This is a genomic window from Pseudomonas knackmussii B13 (genome assembly GCF_000689415.1).
In the GTDB taxonomy this organism is placed as follows: Bacteria; Pseudomonadota; Gammaproteobacteria; order Pseudomonadales; family Pseudomonadaceae; genus Pseudomonas; species Pseudomonas knackmussii.
This window is the reverse complement of the sequence record NZ_HG322950.1, coordinates 4,186,160-4,208,371: the sequence shown is the minus strand read 5'-3', so window position 1 is coordinate 4,208,371 and position 22,212 is coordinate 4,186,160. Positions and strand designations below refer to the sequence as shown.

Annotated in this window: 11 protein-coding genes; 4 read left to right on the top strand and 7 right to left on the bottom strand. The window is 65.8% G+C overall.

What is annotated here, in order from left to right; translation table 11 throughout:
• Positions 1-79 precede the first annotated feature (79 nt).
• From PKB_RS19710 to speB, 4 genes are all read right to left on the bottom strand, one after another.
• Complete coding sequence (locus PKB_RS19710; protein ID WP_043253744.1) at positions 80-1,471, bottom strand: sodium:solute symporter family protein; 1,392 nt, start codon at positions 1,469-1,471, stop codon at positions 80-82.
• 140 nt (positions 1,472-1,611) lie between these two features.
• Positions 1,612-3,123, bottom strand: coding sequence for a purine-cytosine permease family protein (locus PKB_RS19705; RefSeq protein WP_043253742.1), 1,512 nt, complete (start codon positions 3,121-3,123; stop codon positions 1,612-1,614).
• Between the two features lie 25 nt (positions 3,124-3,148).
• The gene (locus PKB_RS19700) at positions 3,149-3,559 is read right to left on the bottom strand and encodes a YybH family protein (protein WP_043253740.1); all 411 of its coding nucleotides are present in this window, start codon (positions 3,557-3,559) and stop codon (positions 3,149-3,151) included.
• Positions 3,560-3,569: 10 nt separating this feature from the next.
• On the bottom strand, positions 3,570-4,529 hold the full coding sequence (speB, locus tag PKB_RS19695; RefSeq protein ID WP_043253737.1) for an agmatinase: 960 nt from the start codon (positions 4,527-4,529) through the stop codon (positions 3,570-3,572).
• Between the two features lie 285 nt (positions 4,530-4,814).
• Here speB and PKB_RS19690 point away from each other — a divergent pair, with 285 nt between their 5' ends.
• Both PKB_RS19690 and PKB_RS19685 read left to right on the top strand, forming a co-directional pair.
• Positions 4,815-5,711, top strand: coding sequence for a LysR family transcriptional regulator (locus PKB_RS19690; RefSeq protein WP_043253734.1), 897 nt, complete (start codon positions 4,815-4,817; stop codon positions 5,709-5,711).
• On the top strand, positions 5,708-6,307 hold the full coding sequence (locus tag PKB_RS19685) for a tRNA-uridine aminocarboxypropyltransferase (protein WP_043253731.1): 600 nt from the start codon (positions 5,708-5,710) through the stop codon (positions 6,305-6,307). Before PKB_RS19690 ends, PKB_RS19685 begins: the two co-directional genes overlap by 4 nt.
• Positions 6,308-6,953: 646 nt before the next feature.
• Here PKB_RS19685 and PKB_RS19680 read toward each other — a convergent pair.
• The 3 genes from PKB_RS19680 to PKB_RS19670 all read right to left on the bottom strand — a co-directional run bounded on the left by PKB_RS19680 (position 6,954) and on the right by PKB_RS19670 (position 11,930).
• On the bottom strand, positions 6,954-8,300 hold the full coding sequence (locus PKB_RS19680; RefSeq protein ID WP_043253728.1) for an HlyD family type I secretion periplasmic adaptor subunit: 1,347 nt from the start codon (positions 8,298-8,300) through the stop codon (positions 6,954-6,956).
• Between the two features lie 4 nt (positions 8,301-8,304).
• Positions 8,305-10,467, bottom strand: coding sequence for a type I secretion system permease/ATPase (locus tag PKB_RS19675; RefSeq protein ID WP_043253725.1), 2,163 nt, complete (start codon positions 10,465-10,467; stop codon positions 8,305-8,307).
• A gap of 104 nt (positions 10,468-10,571) precedes the next feature.
• Entirely contained in the window at positions 10,572-11,930 is a 1,359-nt protein-coding gene (locus PKB_RS19670) for a TolC family outer membrane protein (RefSeq protein ID WP_043253722.1), read from the bottom strand.
• 469 nt (positions 11,931-12,399) lie between these two features.
• Between PKB_RS19670 and PKB_RS19665 the strand changes: the two genes are divergently transcribed.
• Entirely contained in the window at positions 12,400-16,545 is a 4,146-nt protein-coding gene (locus PKB_RS19665; protein WP_052355332.1) for a retention module-containing protein, read from the top strand.
• Positions 16,542-22,094, top strand: a complete 5,553-nt coding sequence (locus PKB_RS28815) for a DUF5801 repeats-in-toxin domain-containing protein (RefSeq protein ID WP_422613539.1) — start codon at positions 16,542-16,544, stop codon at positions 22,092-22,094. The genes PKB_RS19665 and PKB_RS28815 overlap by 4 nt, the downstream gene beginning before the upstream one ends.
• Positions 22,095-22,212 lie beyond the last annotated feature (118 nt).

Below are 22,212 nucleotides of genomic sequence, written 5' to 3'. Positions count from 1 at the left end.
TTGTAATGAGTGAGGTCGTGAATGAAAACGGGGCGCGGTGACTCAGTCGCCGCGCCCCTTTTTTAACGCCTGGTCGAAATCAGGCGGCGCTGGCGGATACCGCCGGGCGCGGCGACAGCAGGCTGACGACGACGAAGCTCACCAGGCCGATGGCCAGGCTGTAGTAGATCGGAGTATTGGCGTCGAGGCCATCGATCACCATGAACACCAGCGAGGTGATGCTGCCCAGGGCCATGCTGCTGATGGCGGCGGCGGTAGTGGCGCGCTTCCAGTAGACAGCGCCCAGCAACGGAACCAGCATGCCGCCGACCAGCAGGTTGTAGGCCAGGGTCAGGGCGCTGATGACGTCGCTGACGACCAGGGCGATGCCCAGGACGACGATGCCGAGGACCAGCGTAGCGATGCGGTTCTCGTGGACGTCGCCGTTGGCGCTTTCACCACGGCCCTTGCGCAGGCGCGGCAGAAGGTCCTGCACCAGGGTGGTGGAGGCGGCCAGCAGGCCGGCGCTGGCGGTCGACATCAGGGCAGCCAGGGCAGCAGCCACGACCAGGCCGCGGACGCCGGCCGGCAGGCTGTGCTGGACGATGGCCGCGAAGGCGTTGTTGACGTTGTCCAGGTCGGGCAGCAGCACCTTGGCGGCCATGCCGATGGCGGCGCAGGCCAGGCCGTAGAGGACGCAGTAGATGCCGGCGGCGGAGCCGGCGACGCGGGCGATCTTCTCGCTGCGCGCGGTGAACACGCGCTGCCAGATGTCCTGGCCGATGAAGATGCCGAAGAAGTAGATCATGAAGTAGGTGATGATCGTGTCCCAGCCGATCTGGGTCAGCGAGAAGTAGCTGGCCGGCAGCTTGGCCACCAGCGCATCCCAGCCACCGGCTTCGGTCAGCGAGGAGGGCAGCAGGACGAACACCAGGCCGACGGTCATGATCAGGAACTGCACGATGTCGGTCAGGGTCAGCGACCACATGCCGCCGATGGTGGAGTAGAGCACCACGACGCCGCCGCCGATCAGGATCGAGACCCAGAACGGCAGGCCGAACAGCACTTGCATGACGGTGCCGATGGCGATGGTGGAGGTCGCGCCGATCATCAGCGCATAGACCAGCATGATGGCCGCGCTGGCGGTACGAGCGGTGGGGTTGTAGCGGCGTTCGAGTACCTGGGTGACGGTGTAGATCTTCAGTTTCAGCAGCGGTTTGGCGAGGAACAGGCTGATGCCGACGATGCCCAGGCCGAGCGCGGCGCACAGCCAGAAGCCGGAAATGCCATGGACGTAGCCCAGGCGCACGGTGCCGATGGTGGACGCGCCGCCGAGCACGGTGGCGGCCATGGTTCCCAGATAGAAGCCGGGGCCGAGGTTGCGACCTGCCACCAGGTAGTCGTCACGGGTCTTGGCGCGGCGCATGCCGTACCAGCCCAGGGCGATCATGCACGCGGCATAGATCAGTACAACGAGAATATCCAAGCCCATCTTCGGCTCCTTACACACGGATTGTCATTGTTGCCGTCCGCTGTTGGCGGACGGTAGATCATCGGACCGGCGGTGGCCGGTCCGATGGGGTCTTGCGGGTAACTCGGGGGGATTCGCTTCAGGCAGTGAAGCGGTGGCACTCAGGCAGCCGGTTCGCTGATGCCGCGCACCGGACGATCATGGCTGCCGACCCAGCGCGGGCCTTGCGGGCCGTACACACCCGCCGATTCCGGGAAGGTGCGCAGCAGGGTCAGGTAGAGCAGGGCGGCGAGGCCCAGGGTCACCGGCAGGCTGATGTCGATGCCGCCGGCCAGGTTGCCCAGGGGGCCGACGAATTGACCCGGCAGGTTGACGAAGCACAGGCCGGCCAGCGCGCTGGGGATCCAGGCGCCCATGCCGCGCCAGTTCCAGCCATTGTGGAACCAGTAGGCACCGCCTTCCTGGCCACGGGTGAACACTTGCAGGTCGTCGGCGTGGTAGAAGCCGCGGCGGGTGACCAGGCCGAGGATCATGATCACCATCCAGGGGCTGGTGCAGGTGATGATCAGCACGGCGAAGGTGGACACGCTCTGCACCAGGTTGGCGGCGAAGCGACCGATGAAGATGAAGGCGATCGACAGCAGGCCGATGAACAGGGTCGCCTGGACGCGGTTCAGCAGACGCGGGAAGACGCTCGACATGTCCAGGCCGGTGCCGTACAGCGAGGTGGTGCCGGTGGACATGCCGCCGATGGTGGCGATCAGGCACACGGGCAGGAAGTACCAGCTCGGGGCGATGGCCAGCAGGCCGCCGACGTAGTTGTTCTGCGCGATGTAGTCAGGCGCTTTCACAGCGACGATGGTGGCGGTCACCAGGCCGAAGAAGAACGGGATCAGGGTGGCGATCTGCGAGAAGATCACCGCCGCCATGATGCGGCCCTTCGGCGTTTCACGCGGGATGTAGCGGGCCCAGTCGCCGAGGAAGGCACCGAAGGACACCGGGTTGCTCATGGCCAGCAGGGTGGCGCCGATGAAGGCGGCCCAGAAGCCCGCCTGGCCGTGCTGAACGGTGCCGGCGTAATTGGCGTCGAAGGGGCCGGCGAAGGCGAACACGCCGAGCAGGAACAGCAGGCTCGCGGCCCATACGGCGATCTTGTTGACCAGCAGCATGAAGCGGAAGCCATAGATGCACACCACCAGCACCAGCACGGCGAACAGGCCGTAGGCCAGGCCCAGGGTCAGGTCGGTTTCCGGCAGGTCGAACAGGCGCTTGGCGCCGCCGATCAGGGCGTCACCGGAGCTCCATACCGACAGCGAGAAGAACGCGATGGCGGTCAGCAGCGAGAGGAAGGAACCGACGATACGGCCGTGCACGCCGAAGTGCGCGCCCGAGGAAACCGCGTTGTTGGTGCCGTTGAGCGGACCGAACAGACCCATCGGGGCGAGGATCAGGCCACCGATCAGCACACCGAGGATGATCGACCAGGCGCCAGCCTGGAACGACAGCCCGAAGAGCACCGGGAAGCTGCCCAGTACCGCGGTGGCGAAGGTGTTCGAGCCACCGAAGATCATGCGGAACAGGTCGGTGGGCGTGGCGTTGCGCTCGTTGTCCGGGATCTGCTCGACCCCGAACGTTTCGATTTCCGTGATTGCGTGGCTTTTCTTGTTATCCATGACTTCCTCCCGGGAATGGCCTGTCTTACGGCGCGGGCGCCGGTGACAGATGCTCGTGTACGGCCAGCCAACGGCCTTGTTGTGGTTCACGGCGGAAGACGATGGTCTCCCGTTCGTGGCTCAGGCTTTCCTCTCCCTGGATGCGCAGCCGCGTGGCGACGTCGTGGGTGAAAATCGCCACGTCCTCGCCCTGCAGGCTGACAAAGGTGTTGCTCGACTGGCATTCGAGAACCTCGAAGCCGTCGTCACGCAGCCAGCCTTCCCACACCTCGCGGTAAGCCGCGCGCGACAGCAGCGGCTGGGGCCAGGTGTGGAAGATGAAGCTGGCGTCTTCGCTGAAAGCCGCGAAGTAGGCCTCGGTATCGGTGCGCGCGAAGGCTGCCACGAGAACGCGGGCAGCCTCGAGCACCTGTGCTACGCAGGTGTCTTTTTGCATGTGTGGTTACTCAGCGGCGCTGTACGCCCGGGAGGATGCAGAGCATTTCGTACAGCAGGTTGGCGCCGAGCAACGAGGTGTTGCCGGTGGTGTCGTAGGGCGGGGAGACTTCCACCACGTCGCAGCCGATGATGTCCAGGCCCTGGCAGCCACGGATGATTTCCATCGCCTGGATGGTGGTCAGGCCGCCGATTTCAGGGGTGCCGGTGCCGGGCGCCCAGGCCGGGTCGATGCCGTCGATGTCGAAGGACAGGTAGACCGGGCCGCCGCCGACCTTCTCGCGCACTTCGGCCATCAGCGGGGCCAGCGACTTGTGCCAGCACTCTTCGGCCTGCACGACGCGGAAGCCCTGCTTGCGGCTCCAGTTGAAGTCTTCGGCGGTGTAGCCCTGGGCACGCAGGCCGATCTGCACGACGCGGTCGCAATCCAGCAGGCCTTCTTCCACGGCACGGCGGAAGGTGGTGCCGTGGGCGATCTTCTCGCCGAACATGTGGTCGTTTACATCGGCGTGGGCGTCGATGTGCACCAGGCCGACCTTGCCGTGCTTTTTATGGATGGCACGCAGGATCGGCAGGGTGATGGTGTGGTCGCCGCCGAGGGTCAGCGGGAGGATTCCGTGGTCGAGGATCTTGTCGTAGGCCTCCTCGATGATGCGCACGGCTTCGAGCAGGTTGAAGGTGTTGATCGCCACGTCGCCGATGTCGGCGATGTTCAGCGAATCGAACGGAGCGGCGCCGGTAGCCATGTTGTACGGGCGGATCATCACCGATTCGGCGCGGATCTCGCGGGGCCCGAAACGGGTGCCCGAGCGCAGGGAGGTGCCGATATCCAGCGGCACGCCGACGAAGGCGGCGTCGAGCTGGTTCAGCTCTTCCTCACTCTGGATATGCGGCAGGCGCATCATGGTGGCGATGCCGCCGAAGCGCGGCATTTCGTTTCCGCCCAGGGGCTGGTGGAGTTTCTTGTCCATGGGGAAGGCCTCACGCGATTCGCTGTTTTAAGGGAACAGGCTTGTTGATACTGAAACGGGATTCTCGTCAGGGGCGGTAGTCGGAAGAATCGCTGGCTACAAAAAATCAGTTCAGAGTTTTCTAAACTAACTGCAGTCGCTAGACTGCGCTCCCCTGTCGCAGCCCCCGCCTTGCCAGGCCCGTGGCCTCTGACTTGCAGCCCGCCGGCGAAAAAGTTCCCCGACGTACGGCCAGTCAAGGGAGTGCTGAACTGGAGCCTTCAACCCCTGCCGTCCGGAGTCAAAATGAGCGCCAGCGCGTTGCCTGACATCAAGCTTTTGCGGATTTTCGCCTGCGTGGTGCGCAACCAGGGCTTCGCCTCGGCCCAGCAGGAGCTGAACCTGTCGACCTCGGCGATCAGCACCTACATGAGCCAGCTGGAGAACCACCTGGGCATCGTGCTGTGCCACCGCGGCCGTGGCGGCTTCGGCCTGACCAGCAAGGGCGAGCTGTTCCACCAGGAAACCCTGCGCATCCTCGGCGAACTGGAAGGCTTCGAGCGCTATGCGTCGACCCTCAAGGGCGAACTGCGCGGCACCCTCAACCTCGGCGTGCTCGACTCCACGGTGAGCGACCCGGCGCTGCCGCTGGCCGAGGTGATCGGCTCGTTCAGCGGCCTGCACCCGGCGGTGCACCTGCACCTGCAGGTACAGAGCCCCTACGAGCTGCAGCTGGCGGTGCTGGACAACCGCCTGGACCTGGCCATCGGCTCCTTCTTCAGCCGGATGAACGGCCTGGTCTACCAGCCCCTGTATAGAGAGCAGCACTGGCTGTACTGCAGCGACCGCCACCCGCTGTTCGACGGCCGGCGGATTCCCGCCGAGCTCATCACCCAGCAGCGCATGGTCGGCCGCGGCTACTGGAGCCAGGCGGAGCTGGCCCGGCACGGCTTCAAGCACAGCGCCGCGACCGTGGAAAGTATGGAAGCGCAGCTGATCCTGATCCTGTCCGGCGGCTACATCGGCTACCTGCCCGAGCACTACGCCCATCCCTGGGTCGACCAGGGCCGCCTGCGCGCGCTGCTGCCGGCGACCTTCGGCTACCAGGCGCCGTTCTCGCTGATCCTGCGTCGCGGCCGTTCCCGCGAGCCGCTGATCCAGAACTTCCGCGACCTGCTGCGCACGCAGCCCGACAAACCATGAGCCGCGCCCGCTGCGAGCGCTGCCTGCGGCCGGAAGGGCATTGCCTGTGCGTACTTATCCCCAGCCTGGGCAGTCGCACCCGCGTGCTCCTGCTGCAACATCCCAGCGAAACCGACCACGCGCTGAACACCGCGCGCCTGGCCGCCCTTGGCTTGCAGAACGCCGAATTGCGGGTGGGCGAGCGCTTCGCCCCGGAGAGCTGGCAGCGCGCGGACTACCAGAGCTGGCTGCTGTTTCCTGGCGAACAGGCCAAGGAGCTGGAGGAAGTGCGCGAGGCTTGCGCCGATCTGCCGTGCCAACTGATCGTCCCCGACGGCACCTGGCGCAAGGCGCGCAAGCTGCTGCACCTGAACCCGGAACTGGCGGCACTGCCGCGGGTGGTCCTGCCCGAAGGCCTGAGCTCGCGCTACCGCCTGCGCAAGGCGCCGGCCGAGGGTGCTCTGTCGACCATCGAAGCGGTGGTCCACGCCCTCAATGCGCTCGATGCGCCGCAGCACTTCGACGAACTGCTGCGCCCGTTCGACGCCCTGATCGAAGGGCAGATAGCCGCGATGGGCGAAGAGACCTTCCGCCGCAATCACCAGCGCCCGGCCTGACGCGCAGTGTGTCCCTGTAGGAGCGCGCCATGCGCGCGAATCGCGGCCATGGGCCGCTCCTACATGGGCACGTGCCAGCCGGCTGGCGTAGGAGCGAGCTTGCTCGCGAACCTGGCTTGGCTCGCCACCTGTTCCCTCGTCTTCCTCGCGAATGCGGGGCAGCGCTTGCGCTGAACGCGCATCAGTGCGACCTGAAGCGAGTCACCCAGCGTCTTGTCTGGGTGTAGCGCGCCGCTTCGGCGTGTTCGGATGTTTCTTGTTTCGCCCCCTCGGGCGACTCACTTTGGCAAGCGGTGGGACGCCACCCCGGCCCAAAGTAAGCAAAGGTCTTGCCCCGACATACGGGTCCGGCGGAGCCGGACTTCCCTCGCACATTCCCACGCACCCGGAGGCCCGCCCCGACAGTACGTCCCTGTACTGATCGAGGCTTTTGCGACATCCATGTCGCGCAACCTCCTCTGCGTGGGCTTTGCTCGGCCTGCTGTAAGGGGCGGTCTGGCGCGTGCGGATGTTTCTCTGGAAATTCGTTTCCTAGATCCCCGCGTTCGCGGGGAAGACGCCCAAAAGCACGAGTCTCAACTCCGTCACTCCCGCGAACGCGGGAGCCTAGAAGACAGTTGCTCCTACGAAGAGCGGCGCGCGAGCGTTAGCGCTCCCGCAGGGCCTCCCACCGCGCCTTGAGCACCGGCTTGAGGATGTAGTCGAGCACGCTCTTCTCGCCGGTGATGATGTCCACCGTCGCCACCATGCCGGGGATGATCAGCAGCGGCTTGGCGTCGGTGCCCAGGTGGTTCTTGCTGGTGCGCACCTGGATCAGGTAGAAGGCGTTGCCCTTGTCGTCGGTGATGGTGTCGGCGCTGATCAGTTCCAGCTGCGCTTTCAGCCCGCCGTAGATGGTGTAGTCGTAGGCGGTGAACTTCACCGTGGCCGGCTGGCCGGGGCGCAGGAAGGCGACGTCCTGCGGGCGGATCTTCGCTTCCACCAGCAGGTTGTCCTCCAGCGGGACGATTTCCACCATGTCGCTGCCCGGCTGCACCACGCCGCCGATGGTGTTGACCTTGAGTTGCTTGACGATGCCGCGTACCGGCGACACCACGGTGGTGCGGCTGACCTTGTCGTCGATGGCGCGGCTGCTGGCGGTGAGCTTGTTCAGCTCGGTGCGCACTTCGTTGAGTTCCTTGAGCGCGTCGCTGCGAAAGCCCAGGCGCGATTCGTCGACCTTGCGCGCGATTTCCTGCACCGCCGCCTCGGCACGGGGAATGGCCAGGGTGGTGGCGCTCAATTCGCCGTTGATCTCCACCGCGCTGCGGCGCAGGCGCAGCATTTCCACCGGCGAGATGGCGCCGCTCTTCACCAGCGGCTCGGACATGTTCAGCTCCTGCTGCACCAGGCCCAGGCTGGAGCGGTATTGCTGCTGCTTGGCGCGGAACTCGGCGAGCTCCTGGGTCTTCTGCCGCAGCTGTTCCTGGAGGATGTTGACCTCGCTGTCCTGGCGCGCCTGGCGGGTGTGGTAGAGGCGCATCTGGTCGTCGACCACCTGCGGCGCTTCCTTGTTCAGCTGCTCGGAGAAGTTCGGCGCGCGGCCGTCGGCCTCGGCGCTCAGGCGCTCGACGCGGGCTTCCAGCGAGTTGCGGTCGGCGTCGGTCTCGTCGCGGTTGGAGGCGAAGCGGGTGTCGTCCAGGCGCAGCAGGGTCTGGCCCTTTTCCACCACCTGGCCTTCGTGGACGAAGATCTCCGAGACGATGCCGCCTTCCAGGTTCTGGATGGTCTGCACCTTGCTCGAAGGGATGGCCTTGCCTTCGCCCTTGGTGACCTCCTCGAGCTTGGCGAAGTACGCCCAGACGACCGCCGCCACCAGCAGGGCGAGCACCGCCCAGAGGGTGATGCGTGCGGTCAGGGGAGAATCTTCCTCGACCGTGCCCTGCACCTCGGGCATGAACTCGATGTCGCGGCGGGCACCGAAATAACCTGGAGACGGCTGACTGCTGGCCATGGCGCTACCCCGCTGACGGGCCGACGTGGCCCTTGCGCAATGCATCGATCACCGCATCCTTGGGCCCGTCGGCGACGATGCGGCCGTTGTCCAGGACGATCAGCCGGTCGACCAGGCTGAGCATGGAGGTGCGGTGGGTCACCAGCAGCAGGGTCTTGCCGCGGCTGCAGTCCTGCAGGCGGCGGCGCAGGACTTCCTCGCTGCTGTTGTCCATGGCGCTGGTCGGCTCGTCGAGCACCAGCAGCGGCGGGTCGAGCAGCAGCGCGCGGGCCATCAGCACCGCCTGCCGCTGGCCGCCGGAGAGCAGCTGGCCGCGCTCGCCCACCGGGCGGTCGAAGCCCAGCGGGTGCTGCCGGGCCAGTTCGCTGACGCCGGTCAGCTCGGCCACTTCGAGCATGCGTGCGTCGCTGACGTAGCGCGCGCCCAGGGTCAGGTTGTCGCGCAGGCTGCCGGCCAGCAGCGGCAGGTCGTGGGCGACGTAGCCGGTCTGCTGGCGCAGGTCGGCGACGTCTATCTGCCGCAGGTCCAGGCCATCGAGGAGGATCTGGCCTTCGTCCGGCTGGTAGAAGCCCAGCAGCAGGCGCGCCAGGGTGCTCTTGCCCGAGCCGCTGCGGCCGATCAGGCCGACCTTTTCGCCCGGCGCCAGGCGCAGGCTGATCTGGCTGAGTGCCGGCACCGGCTGGTCCGGGTAGCGGAATTCCACCTGGCGCATTTCCAGCGCACCGTGCAGCTGGGTGCGCTCCAGCGGGCGCTGGCGCGCCTCGCGCTCCTGCGGCAGGGCCATGAGCGCGTCGGTGCTTTTCATGGTCAGGCGCGCCTGCTGGTGGCGGGTGATCAGCCCGGCGATCTGCCCGAGCGGCGCCAGGACGCGGCTGTTGAGCATGTAGCAGGCGACCAGCGCGCCGACGCTGAGCTGGCCGTCGAGGATCGCGTAGACCCCGCAGATGATCATGGCCATGCCGGCGAACTGCTGGATGAACAGGGTGCCGTTGGTGGCCAGGGTGGAGAGGAAGCGCGCGTGGTTGTCCAGGCGGCTGAGCGCGCCGTGGGTGGCTTCCCAGCGGTATTGGCGCTCGCTTTCCGCGCCGCAGGCCTTGAGCATCTCCAGGCCGCCGAGGGTTTCGATCAGCAGCGCCTGGCGTTCGGCGCCGAGGGTCAGGCTCTTCTGCACGGTGTCGCGCAGGCGCGCCTGGATCACGTAGGCGAACAGGATGGTGACTGGGAAGGCCAGCAGCGGCACGGCAACCAGCACGCCGCCCAGCAGGCCGATGACCAGGATCATCAGCAGCGAGAAGGGCAGGTCGATCAGGCTGGTCAGGGTCAGCGCGGTGAGGAATTCGCGCAGGCCCTGGAAGTCGTGGATGCTCTGGGCGAAACCGCCGACCGTGGCCGGGCGGAACTTCATGGCCATGCCGGTGATGCGCTCGAAGAGGGTCGCCGAGAGCACCACGTCGGTCTTCTTGCCGGCGAGGTCGAGCAGGTGCGAGCGCAGCACCCGCAGCAGCAGCTCGAAGAGGGTGCCCAGCAGCAGCCCGCTGGCCAGCACCCAGAGGGTCGAGGTGGCCTGGTTGGGCACCACGCGGTCGTAGGTCTGCATGACGAACAGCGGCACCAGCATGCTCAGCACATTAATAAGCAGGCTGGCGACCAGGGCGTCGGTGTACAGCCAGCGCGACAGCTTGAGGGTGTCGCGGAACCAGGCCTCTACCCGTGGCACCAGCGGTTGGCGCGCGGCTTCCAGTTCATGCCGTGGACGGGCGAAGAGTGCGTGGCCGCTGTATTGCGCGGCCAGTTCTTCGATGCTCACCCACTGTTCGCCGCCCTCGGTCTCGCTGGGCAGGATCAGCGCCTTGCCGTCGTTGCCCCATTGGCGCAACACCGCGCTGCGGCCGCCGTCGAGCAGCAGCAGCACCGGCAGGTTGAGCGCGGGGATGGCCTTGAGGTCGCGGCGCAGCAAGCGCCCTTGCAGGCCGGCGCGGGCCGCCGCGCGGGGCAGCAGTTCGGCGCTCAGGCGTTGCTGGGGCAGGGGCAGGCCGGCGGTCAGGCCGGTGCGGCTGACCGCGCAGCCGTGCAGGCGGCAGAGGATGAGCAAGCCATCGAGCAGGGGATCGTCGTGGCTCAGGCGCGGATCGTCCGGCGTCGTGGCGCCGCGCTCCTGGATGATCATGGTCACGCTCCTTACTCCCGGGCCTCTCTGGGGCCCTCGGGGGCGCTTCGCAACGCACTTCGGCGGCCATCCCGGCCGCCGCGCGCGGCGAACGAAAGCGCCCTTTATTGCATGGTGGGCAGGCGTGCCTCGTTCTTCACATCGGAAAGCGCCACCCCTTCGTGGGGCGGTACTACGTTCTGCGAGCGGAGCAGGGCGCCCATCGCGGCCAGTACGCGGTAGCGAGAATATTCCTCGGTGTAGCGCACCTGGGTGTAGCGACGGTTGGCGGTGAACAGTTCGTTCTCGCTGTCCAGCAGGTCGAGCAGGGTGCGCTGGCCGAGGGTGAACTGCTGCTGGTAGGCCTCACGCACCTTGCGGGTGTAGTCGGCGTACTCGCGGGCCGGGGCGGTCTGCTTGGTGGCGTTCTCCATGGCGTCCCAGGCCAGCGAGAGGTTCTCGTTGAGCAGGCGCAGGGCGTTGTTGCGGATGTCCTTGGCTTCGTCGATCTGGTGCGAGGTGGCGCCCAGCTTGGCCTGGTCGCGCAGGCCGTTGAACAGGTTGTAGCGCATCACCACCTGGGCTTCCCAGTCGTTGAAGTGGCCTTCCTCGCCGTCCACGTTGTTGTTCGCCGCCTGCGACAGTTCGAGGTCGAAGCGCGGGTAATACGGTGCCTTGGCGGCCTCGTATTGTTTCTCCGCGGCGTTGACGTCGGCCTGGGCGGATTTCAGCAGCGGGTTGTTGGCCATGACTTCCTGGCGGGCGCCGTTCAGGTCTGCCGGCAACAGGGCCTTGACCGTGCTCGGGGTTTCCAGCTCGTCGGGCAGTTTGCCGACGGCGCTGAAGAAGTTGGCCTCGGCATCGCGCAGGTCGACTTCCTCCGTATAGAGGTTGTTCTGCGCCAGGGCGAGACGGGCAGTGGCCTGGTCGTTGTCGGCGGCGCTGCCGACGCCCTGCTTGCTGCGCAGGGCGATCTGGTCGCCGATGCGCTGGTGCGCCTGCAGGTTGTTGCGCGCCAGATCCACCTGCTCGCGATGCTGCAGCACGCTGAGGTAGACCTCGACGGTACGCAGCGCGGCGTTCTCCGAAGTGCCGAGCACACGGAATGCCTTGGAGTTGACGTTGGCCTCGTTGCGCGCCACTTCGTTGGGAGTGGCGAAGCCGTCGAACAGCATCTGTTGCAGACGGAGTTCCGCGTCGCCGCGGTCCAGGGTCACGGTGCCGTGGTTGCCGTTCTGTCGGGTGGTCGGACTGTCGACGCCTTCGCGGCCGTAGCCCAGCAGCAGGTCGACGGTAGGAAGATAGCCTCCCCGGGCGATCTTCAGTTCCTGGTCGGCGGTCAGCCGGCTGTTCATGCTCTGGCTGATCTCGGGGTGGTATTGCAGGGTGTTCTGAATGGCTTGCGTTAGGCTCATTGCGTGGCCATTGGCGCAGGTGGCCGCCAGAAATACACCGCTCCATAGTGCTGCGTTACTGCTACGCATGGCTCTCTCCTGGTGTTCGCTTACTTCGATGCTCTGCATTTCGCCAATTAATTGGCTATTTTCTGATATCAAGCGTTTCACGCTTGTAACATCAGAGCTAAGAACAACTTTCAGCGAGCCTCAGAAGAATTTTTCACAAGCTCTATTCGGAAAAAGTCTTATGAGCCATGTGAAATCCAGCACATTGTAAATTCCGTAACCCCTGATTTTTCCTGGGTATGGGCAGGTAAAAGGGTTAATACGTTCGGCTATGTACGTTTCAGAGCGGCTAGGGCGGGGATTTCAGCGGCGAGCGATAAAAGGCGCTGCCAGATTCGACAAAAAATTGTCACTGGCATTTTGATACTTAAACGCCTGTACTCGTTGCCTTCCTTCTTCGCATGTATCCGGATGCTGTAGGCGTCGTGGCCAATTCGGAGTCTCAGGCAGCGGTGGAGCCGTTGCCGGGCAGTGCGCGGAGGAAGGGAGCATGGCCAAGCAACTGGGTATCGTCAGCAAGGTGGTCGGCGAGGTGTATGCCGTAGCCTCCGATGGTTCGCGTCGGATCCTGCATCAGGGCGACAAGCTGTTCGTCGGCGAGCAACTGGTCACCGGGCACAATGGCGCGGTGGCGGTTGCCATAGCCGGTGGCGGTGAACTGACCCTCGGCCGTGACAGCTCGATGCCGATGAGCGACCAGTTGATGGCTGCGGCGCACCACCAGTACGACAACACCCCGGCGCAGGCCCCGACCACCCCGACCCAGCAGGACGTCACCGACGTCAAGGCGCTGCAGGCGGCCATCGCAGCAGGCGTCGACCCGTCCAAGGTCGCTGAAGCCACCGCGGCCGGACCGAGCTTCTCGGCCGGCGGCAACGCCAAGGCCGGCGGCGGCCACTCCTTCGTGCTGCTGACCGAAATCGGCGGCCATATCGACCCGGAAATCGGCTTCCCCACAGGCCCTCAAGGCAGCGGTCCGCTGTTCCCTCGCCAGTTCGATGCCGCGCCGCTTCCCGAGCAGCAGCAGCCGGTTGCCGTGGATAATTCGCCGAGCGCCCCCAGCGACAGTGCAGCGCTAAGCGAAGGCGGACTGCCGGGCGGCATTCCCGATGGCGGGGCCAGCGAGTCCACCACCACCACTGGCAGCCTCGGCTACAGCTTCGGCGCCGATGGCCCCGGCAGCTTCACCTGGGGCACCGCCGGCTTGCCGACGCTCACATCAGGCGGTCAGCCGGTGACCTATAGCGTCAGCCCCGACGGGCACACCCTGACCGGTTCGGCGAACGGCCAGCCGGTCTTCACCCTGACCCTGACCGACGTGAACACTGGTGCCTTCCAGCTGGTCCTGCAGCAGCCGCTGGACCACCCGGTGCACGGCGTCGAGGACAGCCTCACGCTCAATGTTCCCTATACCGTGACCGACGGTAACGGCACGCCGGCCAGTGGCAATCTGAACGTCTCCATAAAGGACGACACCCCGACCGCCAGCATGTCCATAGGCGGCGAAGCGCCGGACCTGCTGACCCACGATGCGGGAACCCTGAACGGCGGCCACGAAAGCATCACCGCGGACTTTTCGTCGCTCTTCCACGGCAACCTGCAGTACGGTGCCGACGGCGCCGGCAGCACGGTCTGGCACTACAGCCTGAACCTGGCGGCGCAGGGCGAGGACTCCAGCCTGACCAGCGCCGGGCAGGCGATCCACCTGTATACGGTGAACGGCCAGGTAATCGGTTCGACCGCCGATAGCGCCGACGAAATCTCCAGCGCCAACACCGTGTTCACGGTGAGCGTGAACGGCAACACCGGCAGCGTCACCCTGACCCAGTTCGCCGCCATCGACCACGCGCTGCCGGGCGCGACCAGCGCCTTCGACAGCCAGCATGCGGTGCTGGGTACCGGCCTGGTGCAACTGCAGGCGCAAGTGACGGTTACCGACCGCGATGGCGACCCGACCAGCGCCACCCAGAACCTAGACCTGGGCGGCCACCTGAGCTTCGCCGACGCCGGCCCGAGCATCCAACTGGCGACCGAGGCGAACATCGCCCTGCAGGTCGACGAAACCCAGCTTGGCGTGGACGCGCACAGCGCCAATATCGCCAGCCTGTTCAGTAGCGACTACGGCGCGGATGGCGCGGGGTCCACGACCTATGCGCTGAGCACCAGCAACAACACCGACAGCGGCCTGGTCGATACCGCGACCGGGCAGAAGATTTACCTGTTCAACACCGCCAATGGCGTCGAAGGGCGGGTAGGGGATAGCAACGGGGCCGTGGCCTTCAGCGTCACAGTCAACGGCGGCGTGGTCACCCTCGACCAGCAGCGCGCTCTGGTGCACTCCGACACCAGCGACCCGAACGATCCGCTGAGCATTGGCAGCGGCAAGATCAGCCTGACGGCCACCATCACCGACCGCGACGGCGACCACAGCAGCGCGAGCGTCGACCTGGGCGGCAAGCTCACCTTCCTCGACGATGGCCCGAGCATCAGCGTGGGTGAAGGCAGCTTCGCCAACCTGACGGTGGACGAGACCCACCTGAACGTCGATGCCAGCAGCGCCAGCGTTTCCGGTCTGTTCAGCGGCAGCTATGGCGCCGACGGCGCGGGCAGCACGACCTATAGCGTCAGCACTGCGGATAACACCGACAGCGGCCTGAAAGACACCGCGACTGGCCAGGAAATATTCCTGTTCAACACCGCCAATGGCGTGGAAGGACGGGTAGGCGGCAGCGATGGGGCAGTGGCCTTCTCCGTGACCGTCAGCAATGGCGTGGTGACCCTCGACCAGCAACGCGCGATGGTTCACCCGGACAGCTCCGACGCCAACGATCCGCTGAGCATCGGCGCCGGCAAGATCAGCCTGTTCGCCAGCATCGTCGATGGCGACGGCGACAAGGCCAGCGCCAGCATCGACCTCGGTGGCAAGCTGACCTTCCTCGACGACGGCCCGAGCATCAGCCTCAGTGGCGGCAGCCTCGCTGGCCTGGTGGTCGATGAAACCCACCTCAACGTCGACGCCAGCAGCGCCAACGTCTCCAGCCTGTTCAGCGGCAACTACGGCGCCGATGGTGCAGGCACTACGGCTTACAGCGTCACGACCACCGACAACACCGACAGCGGCCTGAAGGACACCGCGACCGGCCAGGAAATCTTCCTGTTCAACACTGCCAATGGCGTGGAAGGGCGGGTAGGCGGAAGCGGTGGGGCTGTGGCCTTTGCCGTCACCGTGAGCAACGGCGTGGTCACCCTCGACCAGCAGCGCGCCTTGGTGCATCCGAATGGCAATGACTCGAACGACCCGCTGAGCATCGGCAGCGGCAAGGTCAGCCTGGTGGCGACCATCACCGACAAGGACGGCGATCACAGCAGCGCCAGCCTCGACCTGGGCAGCAAGCTGACCTTCCTCGACGATGGCCCGAGCATCAGCGTGGGTGAAGGCAGCTTCGCCAACCTGACGGTGGACGAGACTCACCTGGGCGTGGATGCCAGCAGCGCCAGTGTCACCGGGCTGTTCAGTGGCAGCTATGGTGCCGATGGCGCGGGCAGCACCACCTACAGCGTCAGCACCACCGACAACACCGACAGCGGCCTGAAAGACACCGCGACCGGCCAGGAAATCTTCCTGTTCAACACCGCCAACGGTATCGAAGGGCGAGTAGGCGGCAGCGGCGGGGCAGTGGCCTTCAGCGTTACCGTCAGCAATGGCGTGGTGACCCTCGATCAGCAACGTGCCCTATCGCATCCGATCACCACCGACCCGAACGACCCGCTGAGCATCGGCTCCGCCAAGGTCTCCAGCCTGTTCAGCGGCAACTATGGTGCCGACGGCGCGGGGACCACGACCTACAGCGTCAGCACCACCGACAACACTGACAGCGGCCTGAAGGACACCGCGACCGGCCAGGAAATCTTCCTGTTCAACACTGCCAATGGCGTGGAAGGGCGGGTAGGCGGAAGCGGTGGGGCTGTGGCCTTTGCCGTCACCGTGAGCAACGGCGTGGTCACCCTCGACCAGCAGCGCGCCTTGGTGCATCCGAATGGCAATGACTCGAACGACCCGCTGAGCATCGGCAGCGGCAAGGTCAGCCTGGTGGCGACCATCACCGACAAGGACGGCGATCACAGCAGCGCCAGCCTCGACCTGGGCAGCAAGCTGACCTTCCTCGACGATGGCCCGAGCATCAGCGTGGGTGAAGGCAGCTTCGCCAACCTGACGGTGGACGAGACCCACCTGAACGTCGATGCCAGCAGCGCCAGCGTTTCCGGTCTGTTCAGCGGCAGCTATGGCGCCGACGGCGCGGGCAGCACGACCTATAGCGTCAGCACTGCGGATAACACCGACAGCGGCCTGAAAGACACCGCGACTGGCCAGGAAATATTCCTGTTCAACACCGCCAATGGCGTGGAAGGACGGGTAGGCGGCAGCGATGGGGCAGTGGCCTTCTCCGTGACCGTCAGCAATGGCGTGGTGACCCTCGACCAGCAACGCGCGATGGTTCACCCGGACAGCTCCGACGCCAACGATCCGCTGAGCATCGGCGCCGGCAAGATCAGCCTGTTCGCCAGCATCGTCGATGGCGACGGCGACAAGGCCAGCGCCAGCATCGACCTCGGTATGACCCGAATGACCCGCTGAGCATCGGCACTGGCAAGATCGGCCTGGTGGCGACCATCACCGACAAGGATGGCGACCATGCATCGACCAGTCTGGACTTGGGCGGCAAGCTGACCTTCCTCGACGACGGCCCGAGCATCAGCCTCAGTGGCGGCAGCCTCGCTGGCCTGGTGGTCGATGAAACCCACCTCAACGTCGACGCCAGCAGCGCCAACGTCTCCAGCCTGTTCAGCGGCAACTACGGCGCCGATGGTGCAGGCACTACGGCTTACAGCGTCACGACCACCGACAACACCGACAGCGGCCTGAAGGACACCGCGACCGGCCAGGAAATCTTCCTGTTCAACACTGCCAATGGCGTGGAAGGGCGGGTAGGCGGAAGCGGTGGGGCTGTGGCCTTTGCCGTCACCGTGAGCAACGGCGTGGTCACCCTCGACCAGCAGCGCGCCTTGGTGCATCCGAATGGCAATGACTCGAACGACCCGCTGAGCATCGGCAGCGGCAAGGTCAGCCTGGTGGCGACCATCACCGACAAGGACGGCGACCACGCCTCGACCAGCCTCGACCTGGGCGGTAAGTTGACCTTCCTTGACGACGGCCCGAGCATCAGCCTCAGCGGTGGCAGCTTCGCCGGGCTGACAGTGGACGAAACCAATCTGACGATCGACGCGAACAGCACCAACGTCTCCAGCCTGTTCAGCGGCAACTATGGTGCCGACGGCGCGGGGACCACGACCTACAGCGTCAGCACCACCGACAACACTGACAGCGGCCTGAAGGACACCGCGACCGGCCAGGAAATCTTCCTGTTCAACACTGCCAATGGCGTGGAAGGGCGGGTAGGCGGAAGCGGTGGGGCTGTGGCCTTTGCCGTCACCGTGAGCAACGGCGTGGTGACCCTCGACCAGCAACGTGCGCTGGTGCACAGCAATGCCAATGACCCGAATGACCCGCTGAGCATCGGCACTGGCAAGATCGGCCTGGTGGCGACCATCACCGACAAGGATGGCGACCATGCATCGACCAGTCTGGACTTGGGCGGCAAGCTGACCTTCCTCGACGACGGCCCGAGCATCAGCCTCAGCGGTGGCAGCTTCGCCGGGCTGACAGTGGACGAAACCAATCTGACGATCGACGCGAACAGCACCAACGTCTCCAGCCTGTTCAGCGGCAACTACGGCGCCGATGGTGCAGGCACTACGGCTTACAGCGTCACGACCACCGACAACACCGACAGCGGCCTGAAGGACACCGCGACCGGCCAGGAAGTCTTCCTGTTCAACACCGCCAATGGCGTGGAGGGCCGCGTAGGCGGCAGCAATGGTGCCGTGGCCTTTGCCGTCACCGTGAGCAACGGCGTGGTCACCCTCGACCAGCAGCGCGCCTTGGTGCATCCGAATGGCAATGACTCGAACGACCCGCTGAGCATCGGCAGCGGCAAGGTCAGCCTGGTGGCGACCATCACCGACAAGGACGGCGACCACGCCTCGACCAGCCTCGACCTGGGCGGTAAGTTGACCTTCCTCGACGACGGCCCGAGCATCAGCCTCAGCGGTGGCAGCTTCGCCGGGCTGACAGTGGACGAAACCAATCTGACGATCGACGCGAACAGCACCAACGTCTCCAGCCTGTTCAGCGGCAACTATGGTGCCGACGGCGCGGGGACCACGACCTACAGCGTCAGCACCACCGACAACACTGACAGCGGCCTGAAGGACACCGCGACCGGCCAGGAAGTCTTCCTGTTCAACACCGCCAATGGCGTGGAGGGCCGCGTAGGCGGCAGCAATGGTGCCGTGGCCTTTGCCGTCACCGTGAGCAACGGCGTGGTCACCCTCGACCAGCAGCGCGCCTTGGTGCATCCGAATGGCAATGACTCGAACGACCCGCTGAGCATCGGCAGCGGCAAGGTCAGCCTGGTGGCGACCATCACCGACAAGGACGGCGACCACGCCTCGACCAGCCTCGACCTGGGCGGTAAGTTGACCTTCCTTGACGACGGCCCGAGCATCAGCCTCAGCGGTGGCAGCTTCGGCGCACTGACCGTCGACGAAACCAACCTGAGCATCAATGCCAGCAGCACCAACGTCTCCAGCCTGTTCAGCAGCAGCTACGGGGCCGATGGCGCCGGCGGCGTCAGCTATCAGGTGAGCACCACCAACAACACCGACAGCGGCCTGAAGGACACCGCCACGGGCCAGGAAATCTTCCTGTTCAATACCGCCAATGGCGTGGAAGGGCGGGTAGGCGGCGTCAATGGCGCCGTGGCCTTCGCCGTGACCATCAGCAATGGCGTCGTGACCCTCGACCAGCAGCGCGCGCTGTACCACTCCGATCCGAACGACGCAAACGACTCGCTGAGCATCGGTAGCGGCAAGATCAGCCTGGTCGGCACCGTGACCGATGGCGACGGCGACAAGGCCAGCGTCGGCATCGACCTGGGCGGCAAGCTGAGCTTCCTCGACGACGCCCCGACCATCGGCCAGGGCAGCGGCAACGTGCAGCTGACCGTGGACGAGACGCACCTGGGCACCGACGCCAGCGCCAATGTCACCAGCCTGTTCAGCGTCAACTTCGGCGCCGACGGCGCGGCCAGCAGCAACTCGCTGACCTACCAGCTGACCACCACCAACAACACCGACAGCGGCCTGAAGGACACCGCCACCGGGCAGAGCATCTTCCTCTTCAAGGAAGGCAGCAATGTGGTCGGCCGGGTGGGCGGCAGCGGCGGGGCGGTGGCCTTCACCGTGTCCCTCGACGGCAGTGGCAACGTCACCCTCGACCAGCAACGCGCCCTGGTGCATTCCAATGCCAGCGACCCGAACGATCCGCTGAGCCTGGCCAGCGGCAAGATCGGCCTGACCCTGACGGCGACCGACGGCGACGGCGACAAGACCACGGCCAGCGTCGACCTGGGCAGCAAGCTGACCTTCCTCGACGACGGCCCGACCGCGGTGGACGACAACCCCGGTTGCCTGCTGGTGCAAGCGCCGCCGGCGGTGAACCTGACCTTGGTGCTGGACACCTCCGGCAGCATGGAAGGCAACAAGCTGACCCAGGCCAAGGCCGCGCTGATCAACATGCTCCACGAGTACGCGGCCATGGGGCTGTTGATCCAGGTCTCGCTGATCAACTTCGCCTCCGCGGCCAGCGGCATCACCCACTACAGCTTCGATAGCGCCAGCGACAGCGGCTACACCAGCCTGGTCAACGCCATCAACGGCCTGCAGGCCGACGGCGGGACCAACTACCAGGCGGCGCTGACCCAGGCGCAGAACGCCGTCAACTCGGTGATCAACGCGCCGGGCGCCGATCCCTCGGCCATCAACCGGGTGTACTTCATCTCCGATGGCGAGCCGAACGAGGGCAACACCAACACCGCCCTGACCAACTGGCAAAGCTTCCTCGCCGCGCACAATGGCACCACCAATAACGTCGAAGCCTTCGCGGTCGGGGTCGGCACCTCGATCACCGACGCCGACCTGGTGGGTATCGACAGCCACGGCACGCCGATCATCGTCAGCAACCCGAACGACCTCTCGGCCACCCTCGGCAACCTGGTAGCGCTGGACTCGGTGAGCGGCAACGTGCTGGCCAACGACCTGCCGGTGAGTGCCGACGGTACCGTGCGCATCACCCAGGTGCAGATCGGTGGCGAGACCTTCTCGGTGGACTCCACCGGGCACCTCACCGACACCAACCCGAACGCCTCGACGGCCACCGCCACCTACGACTCGACCACCGGCCTGCTGACCGTGCAGACCGACAACGGCACCCTGACGCTGTACATGAAGGACAGCGGCACGCACCACATGGGCGACTACACCTATGCGGTCAAGGCCGGCGCCGCCTTCCCGGAAAGCGGGCAGATCAGCGAGACCTTCCGCTACACCATCGTCGATGGCGACGGCGACACCGCCTCGGCCAACCTCAACCTGTGCCTGAAGTACGGCCAGCCGATCCTGGTGCTGGGCAGCAATGCCGGCGATACCGAGGGCTCGACTCCCCTGCACACCGTGCCCAGCCCGCTCGGCCCGGACCACGGCGCCATCAGCGGCAGCTTCGGCAGCGACGTGCTGGTCGGCGATGCCGGAGGCGTCACCACCACCGCGGTTCCCGGCAAGAACTACAACATCGCCCTGATAGTCGACACCTCAGGCAGCATGGACAGCGCTTCGGGCACCACCGGGCTGACCCGCATGGACCTGGCCAAGAATGCGTTGATCAACCTGCTCAACCAGATCAAGACCCACGACGGCACCATCAACCTGGCACTGGTGTCCTTCAGCGACGGCTCGACCCTGACTCAGGTGAACGGCCTGAACAGCAGCAACGTGCAGACCCTGATCAACGTCATCAGCCACCTCAGCGCCAGTGGCGCCACCAACTACGACGCTGCGCTGCAGGCGGCCAGCAACTGGTTCAACACCGAAGTGAGCGGTGGCGCCAATGCCGCGCACAACTACATCAACCTGGCGTTCTTCCTCACCGACGGCAACCCGACCACCTATGTCGGCGACAACGGCAACAGCGGCTCGACCACCAACTACAACGATGTGCAACACGCCCTGGCGTCTGCGTCCTCGATGCTCGACGGCACCGGAACCTTCAGCGGCGCCGACCATGTCGCGGTGAACGCCATCGGCATCGGAACCGGCATCAACAGCACCGTCCTGCAGTTCTTCGACAACACCAGCGTGACCGGCTCCAGCAGCCTGCAGCTGGGTGGCCAGACGATCACCGACAACGTCGGCCAGCCGCAGATCATCAACACCGCCGACCAGCTGCAAGCTGCCCTGCAGGAAGGCTTCCAGCAGAGCGCGCCGCAGGGGGTAGGCAACGACCACCTGATCGGTGGCGACGGCAACGACATCCTCTTCGGCGACGTGATCAACACCGACGCGCTGAGCTGGACCGGTCATGCCGCCGGCACCCACAACGGCGCCGGCTACCAGGGCCTGGTGGATTACCTGACGGCGGGCAACGGCGGCACCGCGCCGAGCCAGGGCCAACTGGTCAACTACATAGTCGCGCACGCCCAGGACCTGAACGTCGCCGGCGATACCCGTGGTGGCAACGACATCCTCGAAGGCGGCAAGGGCGACGACCTGCTGTTCGGCCAGGGCGGCAACGACACCCTGCTGGGCGGCGACGGCAACGACATCCTCTTCGGCGGCATGGGCGACGACACCCTCACCGGCGGCGCGGGCGCCGACCAGTTCGTCTGGCAGAAGGGCGAGACCGGGCACGACGTGGTCAAGGACTTCAACATCGGCGAAGGCGATTCGCTGAACCTGGCCGACCTGCTGCAGGGCGAGACCTCCACGGCCGCGTCGCTATCGCACTACCTGACCTTCTCGGTGAACGCCGCCACCACGACCACCAGCATCTCGGTGAACCCCACCGGCGCGTCGGGCGGCGCGACGACCCAGACCATCGACCTGGCCAACGTCGACCTGGCGGCCAAGTACGCCGGGCACGCCGGCAACGGCATCCTCTCCGCCGGCGACACCCAGACCGTGCTCAACGGCCTGCTGCACGACCATGCGGTCAAGGTCGATACCGTCTGATCCTCCCTCCACCTCGTACAGACCGCCGCCTCCGGGCGGCGGTCGCGTATCGGTCAAAGGATGGCTGCGCATACGCCTAATGAATGATCGTCGCGGCGCGAGATTGTTCGGCTCTATG

Bases quoted from the DNA above. Each gene is read 5' to 3' on its own strand.
- PKB_RS19710 (WP_043253744.1), bottom strand. From the start codon at position 1,471: ATGGGCTTGGATATTCTCGTTGTACTGATCTATGCCGCGTGCATGATC.
- PKB_RS19705 (WP_043253742.1), bottom strand. From the start codon at position 3,123: ATGGATAACAAGAAAAGCCACGCAATCACGGAAATCGAAACGTTCGGG.
- PKB_RS19700 (WP_043253740.1), bottom strand. From the start codon at position 3,559: ATGCAAAAAGACACCTGCGTAGCACAGGTGCTCGAGGCTGCCCGCGTT.
- speB (WP_043253737.1), bottom strand. From the start codon at position 4,529: ATGGACAAGAAACTCCACCAGCCCCTGGGCGGAAACGAAATGCCGCGC.
- PKB_RS19690 (WP_043253734.1), top strand. From the start codon at position 4,815: ATGAGCGCCAGCGCGTTGCCTGACATCAAGCTTTTGCGGATTTTCGCC.
- PKB_RS19685 (WP_043253731.1), top strand. From the start codon at position 5,708: ATGAGCCGCGCCCGCTGCGAGCGCTGCCTGCGGCCGGAAGGGCATTGC.
- PKB_RS19680 (WP_043253728.1), bottom strand. From the start codon at position 8,300: ATGGCCAGCAGTCAGCCGTCTCCAGGTTATTTCGGTGCCCGCCGCGAC.
- PKB_RS19675 (WP_043253725.1), bottom strand. From the start codon at position 10,467: ATGATCATCCAGGAGCGCGGCGCCACGACGCCGGACGATCCGCGCCTG.
- PKB_RS19670 (WP_043253722.1), bottom strand. From the start codon at position 11,930: ATGCGTAGCAGTAACGCAGCACTATGGAGCGGTGTATTTCTGGCGGCC.
- PKB_RS19665 (WP_052355332.1), top strand. From the start codon at position 12,400: ATGGCCAAGCAACTGGGTATCGTCAGCAAGGTGGTCGGCGAGGTGTAT.